Genomic DNA, 15,908 nt, shown 5'->3' with positions numbered 1-15,908 from the left:
TATGGCAGTGAATCAGGACATCAGAACAGTATTGCGAAAGCATCTGGAAAAACCGGCAAGTAGTTTCAGTATCGGCTGTTTTGGCGCTATTGCCGAGTTTCATAGAATCCCCTCGGAACCGGTTGACGTCACTGAATATGGACATGCTCTGCAAAGCATCACAGCTCAGGGCGCTATTCAGATAACACTTCAGCTAGCTATAACCCCGATTGCCTATGAAGGAATCAGTAAAAACGCAAAATACTGGCAGCAGGGAGTAGTGTTTTGTTTGCCACAGGCGCAAGCCCGAATGTCGCAGCGACAACATATTGCCGAGTTAGGCCCTGACTGCGAAGCATTGCAGGAAAAACATCAGTCAGCCATTTTGTTTGACTTAGGGCTAGGCGCTGAAAATATCGACTTTTGTATTAGGACAGAAGATGGTGCATTAATTGATGCCTTAAGACAATGCAAAGGTCAATCCTTTTTTGAAATCAACAACGAACTAAAAGACAATATTTTGAGGCTGAGCCCCCATCGCGTCATTTTATCCCGAATCGGGCGAATAGAAGTTTATCAGTCTATTGGTCTGGAAAAGACACCGGCAGGATCACATACTCACCTGTTACCCAAACTGCTAGCAACAGGAAGAACGCATTCAGCTAATATTCCAGTGCCTGATGGGTATTTACCGGTTCTGAGTTTATATCCAGAGCATGCTTTAGGCCCTGCTACCGATGATAACAGACAGATGAATACAAAGTTATTTGATGAATTTCAGTGGTTATTAAACAAGTGGGGCCGTAGAGCCTATGTCGAGGAAAAACAACGAGTGCAACACGCTATTCTATCAGGGGAGAAACCAGAAAATTATACCATGGCCACTGAGCGCCATGTGCGAGCAGCGGTTAAAGTGACAATCAGGCAAATGTGTTATCAATATCCTGATCTGGAAAATGTTTATCTCTGGAACAGTTTTTTCTGATGGCGCATGAAGGTTATACTCTCGCACAGAGTCTGTTCAATACCCTGTGCGAAAATATAAAAATCGATGGCACTGTATCAGTTATTTTCGTTCGCTAAAGCTTTCGCCAAGTTTGCGGCAGGCACGTAGCCGGGAAAAATAGTTCCTTTTCGAGTCACTAGCATTGGCGTTCCCTGTGCACCAAATTCACGGCCAAGCTGCATATGTTTCTTGACGGGATTGTCACAGCTTTTAAATTCCATTTTTTTACCTTGTTTAGCTTCGGTAAGGGCTTTTTTGCGGTCGTTAGAACACCAGACTGTTACTGCTTTCTTGTATGAATCTGAACCGACTCCAGCGCGTGGGTAAAATAAATAATGAACATTGATGCCCTGCTCCAGATACTGATCGATTTCAGAATGTAGTTTTCGACAATAGCCACAATCGATATCGGTAAAGACGAAGATGTCATATTTCGGTTTATCCGATTTGAAAATGATTTGTTCATTTTCGCCCAATGCATCTAAAGCCTGCTTTCTGACGGTAGCCAGCTTAGCTTCAGTCAAGTCTTTTCGTGCGGCAACGTCAATGAGATGGCCTTGCAACAAGTATTTACCATCTTCGGAAACATAAAGAATATCACCACCAATGGTGACTTCGTAGATGCCTTTTACCGGTGAGGGTGAAACAGATTTTATATCTAATGAGGGAATAATGCGTTTCAGGTTGGTTCTAATCGTCGTTTCATCAGCTTGTGTAACGGATACAAAACACAATAAAACAAGAGCAATAATTTTCATTTGATTTTCCATACTATATTTCAAACCCATGTGACTTAAGCCGTGGGGCATTAGTTTCTTGCAATATATACTTTCACAGCTATTGGAACAGTCTTTCCACATCCAGAAACATGGCTAGCATCATCAAGGACAGCAACATCAATAAGCCCAGTTGCTGGAAGAATATTTGCACTTTTTCAGAGACCGGATTGCCTTTGACAGCTTCGATGGCAAAAAACAGTAAATGCCCACCATCTAATACGGGAATAGGCAGCAGGTTCAGAATCCCTAAACTGACGCTAATCAAGGCCAAATATTTCAAAAATGGCACCAGCCCCATTTCTGCCGATTCACCGGCATATTGAGCGATACTAATCGGACCGCTTAGATTTTGTACAGACGCTTTTCCAATCAGCATTTTCCCCATCATTTCCAGCGTACTGATTGAATAAAACCAGGTTTTTTCAAAAGCTTTAGGAATAGCTTGAATCGGGTCTAAAGAATAGCTGACACGCAATGACTCAATCAGCTGTTCCGGTATTTTTACGCTGGCGCCAATCCGCCCTATCGTGCGGCCATCTTTGGTGGTTATTTCTTTCGGCGTTACCGTCACGTTCAAACGGACCCCATCTCGCTCAATTAAAAGTTTGATCGGTTGGCCCGGCCTTGCTTGAACATAGTTGACCCACTGCATCCAGTCGTCTATTTTTTCATCATCGGCTTGTAGCAAAATATCGCCACTTTGCAATCCGGCTTCTGCAGCCGCACCATTCGGCAATAGTTTTCCAATGACAGGAGGAATTGTCGGTGACCACGGCTTAAGCCCCATTTTGTTATAAAAAGACTTTGTATCTTCTATCGCCCCTTCAGGTAGAAGCACAATGCGCTCAACCTCAAAACCTTCGTTGTTCTTAACCTCAAATTCAAGCTTTTTTGCCCCTGTCATGGTCTGTTCGAAGACTTGGCTGATCGCTTCTGTCCAAGTCGGCGTTGTTTCGTTATTGACCGACAGAATCTCATCCCCTTCTTCAAATCCAGCCTGCGCCGCTAAGGTTCCAGGCTCAGGCGCTGCCACTACAGGCCGCATTCCTGTTTCACCAATAATGAAAACACACCAAAAGAAAAAAACCGCAAGAATCAGGTTAAAAATGGGGCCTGCTGCAACGATGGCTGTTCGCGCCCAAAGAGGCTGACGATTGAAAGCATAAGGCAAGTCTTCAGGTTTGACCTCACCTTCCCGTTCATCGACCATTTTGACATAGCCGCCGAGCGGAATCGCAGAGATTACATATTCGGTGGATTCCGGTGAAGATTGGTGCAACCAAAGCACTTTTCCGAATCCAATGGAAAAACGCAGAACTTTAACCCCGACTTTGCGCGCAACCCAGAAATGACCAAATTCATGAAATGAAACCAGTATGCCAATGGCGACAATGAAATAAAACAGGCTATTTAAAATATCCATTAAATACTCAGGTTTTGGATTTGTTTATCAGCTTCCTGTCTGGCCTGTTGATCCGCTTCCAGCACTTGTGCCAGTGTTTTTGCTGAGGTTGGCTTAAATGCCAGCATGGTTTTTTCGATCACGACAGCAATGTCGGTAAAACGAATATTTTCATTCAAAAAAGACTCTACCGCAATTTCATTCGCGGCATTTAATACGGCTGGCATAATGCCACCGGCTTTAATGGCTTCATAAGCCAATCGTAAACACGGAAAACGCTCCAGGCTCGGTTTTTCAAAATCCATGTGTCCGACTTCAAAAATATCCAGCGGTTCAACACCGGAGTCAAACCGGTCTGGCCAGGCCATTGCATGCGCAATGGGAATACGCATATCCGGGTTCCCCATCTGCGCTAGGACTGAACCATCGACATAGTCAACCATTGAATGGATGATACTTTGTTTATGTATGACTACTTGAATAGCTTCAGGTGCCATATTGAACAGCAGGCACGCTTCAATCAATTCCAGGCCTTTATTCATCATGGTCGCAGAATCGACCGAAATTTTCCGCCCCATATCCCATTTAGGGTGCGCGACGGCCTGCTCAGGCGTGACTGTTTTCAACTGCTCTACCGGCGTTTCTCGAAACGGACCACCGGAAGCTGTCAGCAAAATTCGACGTGCCTGAGGCGCCTTGCTTCCTGCCTCATATCCGCCCGGCATACATTGAAAAATTGCATTATGCTCACTGTCGATAGGCAATAAGTGGGCGCCTGAATCGCGTACCGCCTGCATAAAAATATCGCCGGACATAACCAAGGCTTCCTTATTGGCCAGAAGAATGGTTTTTCCGACTTTGGCCGCAGCTAAAGTTGGCAATAATCCTGCCGCACCGACAATTGCCGCCATCACTGAATCAACTTGTTCCAATGTTGCGACCGTTTCGAGGGCAGCAGAACCTGTCAGGATTTCAATACCAGAAATAGCGCTAGCACTAATTTTTTGTTTGAATTGAACAGCCTTTTCTTCATTGACGACCACCACAAACTGCGGTTTATGCTGTAAACATTGCTCCAATAAAAGCTCGATATTATTATTCGCCGTTAATGCAATAACCTTATATCGGTCGGGGTGCCGCGCCACGACATCAAGCGTGCTGACGCCAATAGACCCTGTCGCGCCCAAAATACATAAGCCTTTCATGAAAATACGCTCCGCCCGATCAAGAGAACACCAGCATAAAAGAATGGCGCTGCCGCCACGATACTGTCAATACGATCCAATATACCACCGTGTCCGGGCAATAACGTGCCACTATCTTTTACGCCCGCTTGTCTTTTAATCAAACTGAAAAACAAGTCACCATAAATCGAAATCAAAACTGTCAATACTGATAACAAGGTAAAATCCATCAAAATCATGATGGGATAAGGATAAAAAATCCTCAACGCCAAGCCACAAACAAAAGCAGCTGCTATGGCGCCATACATGCCTTGCACCGTCTTTCCCGGACTGATGATTTCCACCAATTTTTCTTTACCAAATTTTTTGCCGACAAAATAAGCCGAAATATCGGCCGCCCAAATTAGGATCAGAAAATAAAACGTCATTTCAGATCCATAGAATTGCCGCAAGCGAGTGAGAAACATCCAGGCGAACAGTAATATAAACCAGCCCGTAAAGGCTTTGAATTTACGACTAAATTCCAATTGCAGTAATTCCTGCGGTACAACCCGAATCAGTAACATCATGATGACCCAGAATAAAACCGGTGGAATCACCAGCCATTCTAAAACACCAGAATAATAACGAATATCCGGGTTATCAAATGTTTCGGCGAGGACTTCTAAAATAACCGACCAGAATTGAATTCCCAGCATTGGAATAATCAGTCCAATTAAAAGCAAACCTTTTTGCCAAATTTTTTCTAGTCCAATAAGACCTGTCCATTCCCAGGCTGCCAAAAGGGTAATCAAGCCGATAAATAGGGAGAAATAAACAGCCGGCAATTTAAAAATCGCGGCAATAACAAGAGGAATTAAAATAAGGGCCGTGATAATACGCTGTAATAACATGTTTTTATATAAGAATTGAATTATTCAAGATTGAGTCAAAATCTGTTCACCGATGTGACCGAAACGGCGCTGGCGACCTTTAAAACTGATAATGGCCTCCTTCAAAGCCTGCTTATCAAAATCTGGCCATAGTATCGGTGTAAAATAAAACTCGGTATAGGCTAATTGCCATAACAGAAAATTACTGATGCGCTGCTCGCCGCCGGTTCGAATAAACAGATCAGGCTCAGGCAATCCAGCTGTCGATAAATGCTGTTCGATCAGATCTTCTGTAATGAACGGCTGATTTAATTCGCCCGTCTGCAGTTTGTCAGCAATTTTCTGTACGGCTTGGGTTATATCCCAATGCCCGCCATAGTTAGCCGCAATCACAAGCGTTAAGCCGGTATTGTCAGCCGTCTGCTGTTCGGAGTGAATGATTTTTTGTTGTAATTTTTCAGAAAAAGCAGTCTTATCACCGATAATTTTCAAACGAATATTATTTTTGTCCAGCTTATCCACTTCGCGCTGCAAAGTCGCCATAAACAACTCCATCAGCATTGAAACTTCTGTTTCCGGACGGCGCCAATTTTCACTACTAAAAGCAAATAGTGATAAAACTTCGATATGCTGTTCGGCGCAATACTCAACAATATTACGCACGGCTTTCACCCCTTGCTGATGGCCGAAAACGCGTGGCATAAAGCGCTTTTGCGCCCAACGACCATTGCCATCCATAATGATCGCAATATGCCGTGGGTTACCATTATCTATCGTTGATAGGTCTGTTGGAGCGGCGCTCATTTAATACAGCACCACTTTTATACTAACGGGTAAAATCACAATATTTTCCTGATATTTGAAGCCGTTTGGTTTATACAGCACAATAAAGAAAAAATGACTGCTGTAATCGTCATTACGCTGCTTACATTGATAATAAGTCAGCTTCTTTTTCTTCCAACAGTTTTTCAATCTCTTTGATGAACTGATCGGTTAATTTTTGAATTTTATCTTCCGCTGCCCGCGCCTCGTCTTCAGAAATCATTTTTTCTTTCAAGGCTTCTTTTATTTCAGAATTAGCATCACGGCGAATATTACGAATTGAAACCCTACCCTGCTCAGCTTCCTGCTTCACTAGTTTAACCAAATCACGACGACGCTCTTCGGTTAATGGTGGCAATGGAATACGCATAACCGCACCCTGGGTCGCTGGATTCAAGCCTAAATCAGATGACATAATGGCTTTTTCAATCGCCTGCACCATGTTTTTTTCCCATGGCGTCACTTTCAATGTCCGAGAATCCTCTACCGTAACGTTCGCTACCTGAGACAATGGCGTATCCGATCCATAATATGAAACCATAATCTGGTCAAGAAGACTCGGATGGGCTCTTCCTGTTCTAATTTTACTGAAAGCTTTTTTGAGTGCTTCAATGCTTTTCGCCATACGGGCAGAAGCATCTTGTTGAATATCACTAATCATGTTTTCCTCTTCTTTTATTTTGCTTAGCTTCAATAAATAGGGTTATTTCTTAACAATAAGCGAACCGATATCCTCGCCTTGCATTAAGCGCATCACCGCACCAGGCTCAAAGATATTCATCACGCGCATAGGCAAATCATTATCGCGACATAAAACCAATGCCGTTGTATCCATAACATTCAAGCGTTGATCCAATGCTTCATCATAGGTTAAACGTGGATAAAACCTGGCATCTGGATTTTTTTCCGGATCGTCCGAAAAAACACCTCTAACCTTGGTCGCTTTAATCATTAATTCGGCTTCAATTTCAATCGCTCTCAGGCTAGCTGCAGTATCAGTGGTAAAAAAAGGATTACCGGTTCCGGCCGCAAAAATGGTGACGCGTTTTTTTTCCAAATGTCTGACCGCACGACGCTTAATATAATCCTCACAGACCTGATTGATTTTTAAAGCTGTCATAACTCTGACAGGCTGCCCAAGATATTCCAACGCATCTTGCATGGCTAATGCATTAATCACCGTTGCTAACATCCCCATTTGATCGCCAGTAACACGATTCAAACCGGCAGAGGCCGTTTCCGCACCACGCAGAATATTGCCGCCACCAATAACCAATCCGACCTGAAGACCGGCATCACACAGTTCTTTTATTTCCTTAGCCAATCGTTGCACGATTTCAGGATCAATACTGCTTCCACCTTGCGGGCTCATCAAGGCTTCGCCACTCAGTTTCAATAAAATTCTTCGGCAAATCAATTGACTCATAGATTCATTCCACAGTATTGGTTATAAATTCTCTGACCGTATTTCATTTTAAGACTTCTTTGTACACGACAAGGTTTTTATAAAAAGAACTATAAATTTAAGCGCAAAGCTATTGACCTTCTAAAGGTAGGCGAGAGAAGTAGTCGTCAAACTCACCCTACAAATATTTTTATCGCATACAGAATTGAAACTTATAAAAAACCCGGTTAAAAAAACCGGGTTTTAGTCGTGTTAACCTTTAACCTGGGCCATCACTTCTGCTGCAAAATCTTCTTCTTTTTTCTCAATGCCTTCGCCCACTTCAAAGCGGGTGAAGCGAATCACAGTATTATCTTGAGATTTTAGCAGATTACCGACTGTTGTTTTATCATCCTTTACAAAAGGTTGACCTTCCAGTGTGATTTCCGCAAGGAATTTTTTGATACGGCCAGTAATCATTTTTTCAACAATCTCTGCAGGCTTCCCACTTTCCAAGGCTTGTGCTGAAAAAATTTCTTTTTCCTTGTCAATCATTTGCTGAGGAACATCTTTCTCAGAAACATGCGCTGGATTGATGGCGGCAACATGCATTGCAATATCTTTACCTAGCGCATCATCGGCTTTTGCCAATTCAACAATGACACCAATTTTACTACCGTGAAGGTAACTACCAACGCCGCCTTCAGCGACATATTTAACAAAGCGTCTGATGGTAATATTTTCGCCCAATTTGGCAATTAGTGCACGACGTGCTTCATCCACAGTTTCGCCACTAGGCAACTTTAAGTCAGCCAATTGCTCGATATTTTCAACATCGTTCGTTAACAAAATAGTCGCGATATCATTAACGAAACGGGTAAAATCATCGCCTTTGGCAACAAAATCGGTTTCGCAGTTAACGTCAACCATCGCCGCAGTCTTTCCATCATCAGACGTTTTAATACCGACGGTACCTTCTGCTGCGGTACGTCCGGATTTTTTGTCAGCTTTCGCTAAACCGGATTTGCGCATATTTTCAATGGCTTTTTCCATATCACCATTGGTTTCAACCAAAGCTTTTTTGCATTCCATCATGCCAGAACCGGTTCTTTCACGCAGTTCTTTTACCATTGCAGCGGTAATACTCATTTCTTGTTTTCCTCTGTCTTGATACTAAAAAAACGCCTCGCAGAGGAGGCGTTTGCATTTGTATAAAATTTCAGTCACTAATCATTTTAAAAACCTGCCGTTTACGCTAGCAAAGTTTTTTAACGCGCCAAGATGATTATTCTTCGGCTTCAGCTTCTGCCTCAACAAACTCATCGGACTTAGCAGACTGTGCCAATGCCGCTGTTTTTGCCTCCAGAATTGCCGCTGATGCGGCTTGACAATACAATTTAATCGAGCGGATTGAATCATCATTGCCCGGAATAACATAATCAATATCTTCAGGTGAGTTATTAGAATCAACCACACCGACCACAGGAACACCTAATTTCTTAGCTTCCTGAACAGCATTTTTTTCGTAACCGACATCCAGCACAAAAATAACATCAGGCAATCCTTTCATATCCTTGATACCGCCTAAACTGCGTTCCAGTTTTTCCAGTTCACGTTCCATGCCTAATGCTTCTTTTTTATTAAAACGCTGGTACAAAGTCCCATCAGCTTTCATGGCTTCCAACTCTTTCAGACGGTTGATGGACTTTTTAATGGTTTTAAAGTTTGTCATCATGCCGCCTAACCAGCGATGATTAACATAAGGCATACCGCAACGTTTTGCTTCTTCAGCAACTGTTTTACGTGCCGCCTTCTTGGTGCCAACAAACAAGATTGTGCCTTTGTTAGCCGCTACCTGCCCCAGATAGTTCATCGCATCATTAAACAGTGGAAGGGTTTTTTCCAAATTAATGATATGGATTTTGTTCCGTGCACCAAATAAATAAGGCGCCATTTTTGGGTTCCAATAGCGGGTTTGGTGTCCAAAGTGAACACCTGCTTCCAACATATCTCGCATTGATACTGCAGCCATACTTTTCTCCTAACTAAATGACCGGATTTTCGGTCTGGGTTACGCCTCCATTTATCCCAAACAGCAACCAATCATGTCACCATAATCAGCACCCTGCTGCTTGTGTCGATAAATGTGAGAATTAAATCAAAAATGAACTGTGCTTTATACCATAATCGGTACATTTTAACAAACCGTTTAAGGCATAAAGCGAATTTCCACGCGTCGGTTCATAGCTCTACCTGGTGGATAGCGATTGCTTTTGACTGGTCTCGATTCACCATAGGCTTTTACAACAATCCTCGCTGCCGGAATACCCCGCGCAATAAGATATTGCTTCACGACCTCACCCCGCTTCTGCGATACCTTGAGATTATCGGCACGACGGCCTTTCGAATCAGTATGACTGCTAATGATGATACGTCCTGTTTTATAAAATTGATTGACATATTCTGCCAGCTTATCTAGGCGTCGCCTTTCTTTTGAACTCAAACGCGTACTGCGTTTACGATAGTAATATCGCATCAGCCCGTCTGGACCAAATACGCGTAATAACAGGGTATTCTTCCCGGACGAGCTTGCTGCCACACGAATGACAACTCGGCCGGCAGGTACCCCGAATTTAATCAATGCTTGTTTGATATGTTGCGCACGCTTCTCAAATACCTTTTTATCAGCTTTAGTCACAGCATACGTTTCGTTGCTAATCACAACCTTAGTATTTTTGAATTCCTGTAGATAACGCGCAATATGTTGCAATCGTTTCAAATCTTCAACGCCAGGCTGTATATGTGCCGGATGGAAAAAAATCACTCCCTGTAATTGATTTTTATTAAATGGGAGCAAAGCCTCGCGACAGGCCTGGAATTTGGGTAGATATCGATTCAAATCGATCGGCAAAGCGGTAATATAAAAATACTCCTCCGCCGCGATAATCTGAAAAACAGCTGACTGCCCCTTTAACAAGGCATCTAATGCGGCATTCGCCCCTGCAGCATTGACAAATACGGCAGATGCATCATTTTGGAAGACAGGATAATCGTGCCGATAAACGGGCTCATCTCGCCACGGTGCAGATGTTATATAAAAACTCGCTTTTTCAATCGCGGGAAAACCATAACTTGGATGATAAAAAAATTGTAGCTCATAGCCGGCTTGTTGCTGAAACCCTACCGCGCCATACTCAGGAATCACCTGTTGAAACAGGCATATAGTTTTGCTCGCTTGATTATGCCAAGCAGCTTGAATCAACGGCCCACTAACGACCGTTGCATTGCCTGTCGACAAAACAGCAAAAAATAAAAAAATAACCCGCCAGTGACAATGCTTCATTTCGTCATGATCTGCATAAACTCAAATAATCGTGCTATTAAAGATAGCGGCAGATGAATGAGTTTTTTAACCCAGACTTGTCATCAAATTAAAAACATGTCTTTTTTATCTCCCCCAAATATCTGCATTCACAGCCGGCTTTTTTGTTTTCTCCCTGCCAGTCTCAGCTATTTTTTTCTCAGTTTGCCCATCTAATTTCTGTTCAGCCCCAAGCCTTGCCTTTTGTTTTTTGCTCAATCTTGTTTTCTTCTTTTTTGAGCTTTTGCGTGGCAAAGCCGGTGCGACATCATCAACCTCAAACCCTTCTAACCGCTCTCGCTTTAAATTGAAACCATTATGTCTTTCGATCACTGAAAAATGCTGATATTCATGATGGGCAATTAAAGAAATCACCACCCCATTTTCTCCAGCACGCCCCGTCCGCCCCGTTCTATGAATATAATCATTTGGCGATCGCGGCAAATCATAATTGATGACGCAAGGCAGCTGTTCAATATCAATACCACGCGCCGCCACATCTGTTGCAATAAGAATACGCACATCACCCGCTTTAAAGCGCTCTAATGCCGCAGCCCGTTCAGATTGTTTTTTATTACTGTGCATAACGGCGGCATCATTAATACCTCTTTTTTCCAACTTTTTAAGCAAATTGTCGCAGGTACGCTTGGCGCTACAAAAAATCAATACCTGATTCCAGCCATTTTCTTCTAGCAAGTGGGCTAACAGATCATTTTTTTGATGATGATTAACTTCAATAACGCGCTGATCAATCTCAAGTTTATCAACAAACTCATCTATATTGATCACTTCGGGGTTGTTCATGACATTTCGAACCAAAATGCTAATACTTTCAGGGAAAGTGGCAGTAAACATCAATGTCTGAATCTTATTGGGCAACAGCTTTTTGATGCGTTCGATCTCCTCTAAAAAATCACCTTTCATCAAGCGATCAACCTCATCAATCACTAATGCTTTAACCTGATTGAATTTAATTGCATTTTGATCAACTAAATCGAGCAATCGCCCTGGCGTAGCAACCAAAACATCAGCACCTCCCCTCAAGGCTTGCATTTGAGGATTAATTTTCACTCCACCATAAGCGCTTAGGCATTTAATAGCGGGAGAAATATTTTCAGACATCTTTATAAACACATCGGCCACCTGAATCGCCAATTCACGCGTTGGAACAAGAACCAACACCTGTACACGATTACTGGCTACCCGCTCAGTGGGTTTAAAACGATCGAAACGCCCTATTCGGACATAGGGATTCTGATTACTTAACAAGTCCAATAAGGGCAATGCAAACGCTGCCGTTTTTCCAGAGCCGGTATCCGCACGCGCCAGTACATCTTTTCCAGCCAATATGGCTGGTATTGTTTTCTGTTGTATTTCTGTGGGTTGACTAAACCCCATTTGAGTAATCGCTGACAAAATTTCATCAGAAAAAGAGAATGATTTAAAGTCAATTTCAGAACGAGGTGTTTTCATAAGATAGTTTTTGAACGAATAATACGTATTTTAAGAGGTGTAAAGCTGACATAAGCCGAATAACCGGCCTGAGTGAATCAGAATTGAATAACAAAGCCTATATGATGTTCAGCTGACTTCGGTATCGCTAAATGTCAACCAACCTGTCGCATTTTTTGCAATAATTTACGAAATGAATTTTATTAAGCTGCTTGACATTCTGTTGTGTTGAAATTTTCCTTATCCGGATTAAGATAAACATGGCCAATGGGCGTTAAATTTCGTGTTTGTCGTCCATTCCATCGCTCTGGATTGTCTCTTTTTGCTTGCTCGATGACTCGTTTTCTTTTTTCGAGTACGGCGCTGTCTAAGCCGTTATGGCGTTGGTTGGGTGTTACAAACTTGAGCGCACTGTGTTGATGTTCATTGTTGAACCAACAAACGAAAGCTTCAACCCAGTTCCTGGCTTCGCTTAATGTTTTAAAAGGGTTTTCTGGAAAGGTATGATGATATTTGACTGTTTTAAATAACGATTCTGAATAAGGATTATCATTACTGACACGAGGTCTGCTGAACGACGTGGCAATGTCTAAATCGACCAATTTGGCCCTTAATGTTGCGCCTTTCATCGGACTGCCGTTGTCAGAATGTATCACCAATTGCTTTTTGTCGATGTTTTCCCGGCGAGCGATATCTTCGATCAAATCAGCAGCGTGTGCGCTTGATTCGGCATCATGAACTTGCCAGCCTACGATTTTCCGACTATAGATGTCCATCACCATGTAGAGGTAAAAATACTGCCCTTTGACGGGGCTTAATAAATACGTAATATCCCACGAGTAGATTTGATTGGCCTGTGTGGCTTTGAGTGACTGCGGTTTATTATGCTGACCTGCGGCTCCTTTAGCTCTGTGCTTAAGCTGGTTGTGGGCTTTCATGACACGATAAAAGGTTGATTCTGATGCGAGATAGCAGCCCAAATCCAATAACCTCGAACGATTTGATGCGGCGTTAAAGCGCTGTATTCCGGTTTATTAATCACGGTGATGATTTCTTGCTTGATGGCCTCGGATAATTGATTGTGCACAGGCGCTGTGTTGTGCAGTCGTAGGTCTTCTGAGAGTCCTTCTCCCCGGTTCCAACGCTGATAGGTTCGAGCTGATATACCCACCAGTTCACAGGCTAATTTCTGCCGCGCTCCATTGTCAACGGCTTCATCAATGAGTGCGCTGTAGTGTTGGCGATCTGAGTAGGCGATTAATCGGCCGCCTTTTCCCCCAGATCGCTTGGCACTTTTTGATAACACCAGTAAAGCCGCTGTTTCTGATAACGCTTTCTCTTTGCGGTTTAGCTCCTTATGCAAACGCTTGTTTTCTTGTTTGAGTTTTGTTTGCGCCTGTTTATATACGGATTCTGTTGATTTAGATTCTGACAAAAATTCCGCTTTCCAGGTATTTAGATGATGTAAGTAGATGCCTTGTTCACGACAATAGGCGCTAGCCTGATCATCGGTGAGATGATGACAATGAACAATGGCTTCAAACACCTAAAGTAACTGCAATTTGCTTTAGCGATTGTTCTGGTCTTCTGGATAATGCTTTTTCTACTGATTGTACTTTAAATTCTTGGCTAAATACGCTCATTTTTGTCTCCTGATTTAAAATTTCCTAGGCGACAGGTATGTTGACATAGGGGGGTATCCTTGTAATCTTTTTGCTGATAGCGATATTGAAATGGCTTGTTGCAGAGGTTGTAGCGATGATTTTTTAGCGGGCTCTTAAATTTAGGCGACCCGTAAAGCCTTAATAGATGCAAATGCATTTTTCTCAGTTATATCCGGATTGATAATCATCTCAAGAATAGTGACAGCCGGAAGCTCTACTTGATAATCTTCGTCCTCACAGGTTGCACCTGCGGGGCTGAAATTCCACTGCTGTCGTACAATTTCCCAATACGATTGCCCTCTGTCCGGCGACCAACGCAAAATATATTCTTGCGTGCGCTCAACGACAGTCTCTTCAAAGTTCAACCTGATTTGTCGAAGCCGCTGAGGATCATCGAACACAAGCCTGATAATCTGTACGCCTGGTTCGGAAGCACGCCATCCCGAAGTTTTATCCCGCAACAACGCAGACTCAATTGGGAATTCCTTATCTTCAGAGGTCACTTCAACAACTGCAAGTCTATCAATATCAAGCCATTTTTTATCAGAGTCGATACTTCGTGACGGGACTTGATTGATAACTCTCTTACGCATAGGACGAACAACCTCAAAAATAAAGAGAAACCTAACGCCTAAAATAATTCAACCCCAACAAGATGGGGCTGAATTACCGGCTTAATCAAATCAATTGAAACTTATAACGGTACAACCTTATTCGCACACGGACCCTTTTGGCCTTGCCCGACTTCAAATTCTACTTTCTGGCCTTCGTTTAGGGTTGCATATCCGCCGCCAGCTTGAATTTCCGAGTGATGAACAAATAAATCCTTGCCACCATCATCTGGAGTAATAAAACCAAAACCTTTACCCGCATCAAACCATTTTACTGTACCTGTACTCATACTATTTTTTTCCTATATTTTATATTCACTAACGACTATATGTCGTCACTTGTAACCGATTTATCGTCGCTTTCCGACACCGGCTGCGCATCCTGCGATTTACTATCCTCTACTCTTGCTTTTTGCAAGCGCTTCTCTTCCCTTTTCTTCTTCTTGGCTATTTCTTTCTGGCGCTTTTCAAAAGCGTAATTGGGCTTAGCCATGCGTATCTCCTATACCTAACTCCATAATTGGAAGCTTTAGTATACGTTATTTTTATGCCAAAAGCCCCTCAGGACTCTTTTTTTCGAAAAAATAAAATTTTTATGGTAATAATGCAGAGCTTTGTTGCATAAAAAAAATCCTGGATTGATAGACCCTATGTCCCATGCCCATTTTCATGAAACAGGGTAACTTTCAGACATACCCAGGCCTGTCATTTTATTCAATGCCCCAATACGCAAGTAAGCCTCGACCTGCTCGGCCGCAAAGGTTCGGTTTTTCAGTTTATCGCTGAATAATGCTTTAATTCGAAACATGGCCGTTTCCGCCAGAGTCCGTCGATGATAACCACTTTGCCGCTTCCATTCCTTCTTCCCCATTTCATTACAACACCGAACAATCGCTGTTCTCGGGTGAATGACACCCCCTTCATCATCAGGCCATTCAGTCGCCCCTTCTCGTGGCGGAATCAATGCCTCAGCACCCTTATCACGAATCGCTTGATGGCAATGGCGGGTATCATAAGCATCATCAGCGGACACCGTCTCAAGGATTTCTTGTTCATCCAATTGGTTTAACAGATCCGGTGTAACCGTTCACACATTAATAAGGGTAAAGATCTGCAACCTCTCGAATGGTCTCATCATCAGTATATTCTTCTGACATTTTTACTTTATGAATAAATTCTCGAGCTTCGGGCATGTCAAGATCACCAATCGATTTTAAAGCCATAGTTTTATCAATTTTTTCTTTTTTCTCATAAATATTCTTTAGTAAGTCAAATTGTTCTTTTGCTCCGAGAATACCAAGGGCCGAAATTGCCGCCTCTCGCATTATAGTTTCCTTATGATTTGTTAATGGTATAAGAAAGTCTATTGCTATAGGGTTATTTGTATAGCCC

General features: G+C 42.7%; 18 protein-coding genes and 1 pseudogene. 1 reads left to right on the top strand and 18 read right to left on the bottom strand.

Going from position 1 to position 15,908, the window contains the following annotated elements:
• Position 1: 1 nt before the first annotated feature.
• A complete protein-coding gene (locus JEU20_RS01035; protein ID WP_198243188.1) occupies positions 2-964 on the top strand; it encodes a DUF6925 family protein in 963 nt (320 codons plus the stop codon).
• A gap of 77 nt (positions 965-1,041) precedes the next feature.
• On the opposite strand, the gene JEU20_RS01030 is transcribed toward JEU20_RS01035, so the two are convergent.
• The 18 genes and pseudogenes from JEU20_RS01030 to JEU20_RS00950 form a co-directional block, all read right to left on the bottom strand.
• Positions 1,042-1,743 carry a DsbC family protein gene (locus tag JEU20_RS01030; protein WP_245395044.1) on the bottom strand — a complete coding sequence of 234 codons (702 nt, stop codon included), beginning with the start codon at positions 1,741-1,743 and terminating at the stop codon, positions 1,042-1,044.
• 79 nt (positions 1,744-1,822) lie between these two features.
• Entirely contained in the window at positions 1,823-3,187 is a 1,365-nt protein-coding gene (gene rseP, locus JEU20_RS01025; RefSeq protein WP_198243185.1) for an RIP metalloprotease RseP, read from the bottom strand.
• The gene (gene ispC, locus JEU20_RS01020; protein ID WP_198243183.1) at positions 3,187-4,371 is read right to left on the bottom strand and encodes a 1-deoxy-D-xylulose-5-phosphate reductoisomerase; all 1,185 of its coding nucleotides are present in this window, start codon (positions 4,369-4,371) and stop codon (positions 3,187-3,189) included. The genes rseP and ispC overlap by 1 nt, the downstream gene beginning before the upstream one ends.
• A complete protein-coding gene (locus JEU20_RS01015; RefSeq protein ID WP_198243181.1) occupies positions 4,368-5,243 on the bottom strand; it encodes a phosphatidate cytidylyltransferase in 876 nt (291 codons plus the stop codon). Before JEU20_RS01015 ends, ispC begins: the two co-directional genes overlap by 4 nt.
• A 24-nt stretch (positions 5,244-5,267) precedes the next feature.
• Complete coding sequence (locus tag JEU20_RS01010; protein WP_198243174.1) at positions 5,268-6,026, bottom strand: undecaprenyl pyrophosphate synthase; 759 nt, start codon at positions 6,024-6,026, stop codon at positions 5,268-5,270.
• 121 nt (positions 6,027-6,147) lie between these two features.
• On the bottom strand, positions 6,148-6,705 hold the full coding sequence (gene frr, locus JEU20_RS01005; protein WP_198243172.1) for a ribosome recycling factor: 558 nt from the start codon (positions 6,703-6,705) through the stop codon (positions 6,148-6,150).
• Between the two features lie 42 nt (positions 6,706-6,747).
• Positions 6,748-7,470 carry a UMP kinase gene (gene pyrH, locus JEU20_RS01000; protein WP_198243170.1) on the bottom strand — a complete coding sequence of 241 codons (723 nt, stop codon included), beginning with the start codon at positions 7,468-7,470 and terminating at the stop codon, positions 6,748-6,750.
• A gap of 231 nt (positions 7,471-7,701) precedes the next feature.
• The gene (tsf, locus tag JEU20_RS00995; protein ID WP_198243168.1) at positions 7,702-8,577 is read right to left on the bottom strand and encodes a translation elongation factor Ts; all 876 of its coding nucleotides are present in this window, start codon (positions 8,575-8,577) and stop codon (positions 7,702-7,704) included.
• Positions 8,578-8,713: 136 nt separating this feature from the next.
• Entirely contained in the window at positions 8,714-9,460 is a 747-nt protein-coding gene (gene rpsB / locus JEU20_RS00990; protein ID WP_198243166.1) for a 30S ribosomal protein S2, read from the bottom strand.
• Positions 9,461-9,637: 177 nt separating this feature from the next.
• Positions 9,638-10,726, bottom strand: coding sequence for a MotY family protein (locus JEU20_RS00985; protein ID WP_198243164.1), 1,089 nt, complete (start codon positions 10,724-10,726; stop codon positions 9,638-9,640).
• 150 nt (positions 10,727-10,876) lie between these two features.
• Positions 10,877-12,262, bottom strand: a complete 1,386-nt coding sequence (locus JEU20_RS00980) for a DEAD/DEAH box helicase (protein WP_198243162.1) — start codon at positions 12,260-12,262, stop codon at positions 10,877-10,879.
• Positions 12,263-12,444: 182 nt separating this feature from the next.
• Entirely contained in the window at positions 12,445-13,221 is a 777-nt protein-coding gene (locus JEU20_RS15730) for an IS3 family transposase (RefSeq protein ID WP_425356666.1), read from the bottom strand.
• The gene (locus JEU20_RS15725) at positions 13,176-13,787 is read right to left on the bottom strand and encodes a transposase (RefSeq protein ID WP_425356665.1); all 612 of its coding nucleotides are present in this window, start codon (positions 13,785-13,787) and stop codon (positions 13,176-13,178) included. Before JEU20_RS15725 ends, JEU20_RS15730 begins: the two co-directional genes overlap by 46 nt.
• A 237-nt stretch (positions 13,788-14,024) precedes the next feature.
• Positions 14,025-14,498 (bottom strand): carbohydrate-binding protein, encoded by a 474-nt coding sequence (locus JEU20_RS00970; protein WP_198243161.1) that lies wholly within the window; start codon positions 14,496-14,498, stop codon positions 14,025-14,027.
• A 101-nt stretch (positions 14,499-14,599) separates the two neighbouring features.
• Positions 14,600-14,806, bottom strand: coding sequence for a cold-shock protein (locus JEU20_RS00965; protein ID WP_198243159.1), 207 nt, complete (start codon positions 14,804-14,806; stop codon positions 14,600-14,602).
• A gap of 35 nt (positions 14,807-14,841) precedes the next feature.
• Complete coding sequence (locus tag JEU20_RS00960) at positions 14,842-15,009, bottom strand: hypothetical protein (RefSeq protein WP_198243157.1); 168 nt, start codon at positions 15,007-15,009, stop codon at positions 14,842-14,844.
• Positions 15,010-15,183: 174 nt separating this feature from the next.
• Positions 15,184-15,588, bottom strand: coding sequence for a transposase (locus tag JEU20_RS00955; protein WP_281066818.1), 405 nt, complete (start codon positions 15,586-15,588; stop codon positions 15,184-15,186).
• 22 nt (positions 15,589-15,610) lie between these two features.
• A pseudogene (locus tag JEU20_RS00950) lies at positions 15,611-15,908 on the bottom strand (HEAT repeat domain-containing protein); the annotation flags it as partial.

This window comes from methane-oxidizing endosymbiont of Gigantopelta aegis (assembly GCF_016097405.1).
In the GTDB taxonomy this organism is placed as follows: domain Bacteria; phylum Pseudomonadota; class Gammaproteobacteria; order Methylococcales; family Methylomonadaceae; genus Methylomarinum.
This window is presented reverse-complemented; position numbering and strand designations above follow the sequence as displayed.

Coding starts and splice junctions, on each gene's coding strand:
- JEU20_RS01035 (WP_198243188.1), top strand. CDS start 2: ATGGCAGTGAATCAGGACATCAGAACAGTATTGCGAAAGCATCTGGAA.
- frr (WP_198243172.1), bottom strand. CDS start 6,705: ATGATTAGTGATATTCAACAAGATGCTTCTGCCCGTATGGCGAAAAGC.
- JEU20_RS01010 (WP_198243174.1), bottom strand. CDS start 6,026: ATGAGCGCCGCTCCAACAGACCTATCAACGATAGATAATGGTAACCCA.
- JEU20_RS01030 (WP_245395044.1), bottom strand. CDS start 1,743: ATGAAAATTATTGCTCTTGTTTTATTGTGTTTTGTATCCGTTACACAA.
- pyrH (WP_198243170.1), bottom strand. CDS start 7,470: ATGAGTCAATTGATTTGCCGAAGAATTTTATTGAAACTGAGTGGCGAA.
- JEU20_RS00965 (WP_198243159.1), bottom strand. CDS start 14,806: ATGAGTACAGGTACAGTAAAATGGTTTGATGCGGGTAAAGGTTTTGGT.
- JEU20_RS00970 (WP_198243161.1), bottom strand. CDS start 14,498: ATGCGTAAGAGAGTTATCAATCAAGTCCCGTCACGAAGTATCGACTCT.
- JEU20_RS01015 (WP_198243181.1), bottom strand. CDS start 5,243: ATGTTATTACAGCGTATTATCACGGCCCTTATTTTAATTCCTCTTGTT.
- rpsB (WP_198243166.1), bottom strand. CDS start 9,460: ATGGCTGCAGTATCAATGCGAGATATGTTGGAAGCAGGTGTTCACTTT.
- JEU20_RS00960 (WP_198243157.1), bottom strand. CDS start 15,009: ATGGCTAAGCCCAATTACGCTTTTGAAAAGCGCCAGAAAGAAATAGCC.
- rseP (WP_198243185.1), bottom strand. CDS start 3,187: ATGGATATTTTAAATAGCCTGTTTTATTTCATTGTCGCCATTGGCATA.
- ispC (WP_198243183.1), bottom strand. CDS start 4,371: ATGAAAGGCTTATGTATTTTGGGCGCGACAGGGTCTATTGGCGTCAGC.
- tsf (WP_198243168.1), bottom strand. CDS start 8,577: ATGAGTATTACCGCTGCAATGGTAAAAGAACTGCGTGAAAGAACCGGT.
- JEU20_RS00980 (WP_198243162.1), bottom strand. CDS start 12,262: ATGAAAACACCTCGTTCTGAAATTGACTTTAAATCATTCTCTTTTTCT.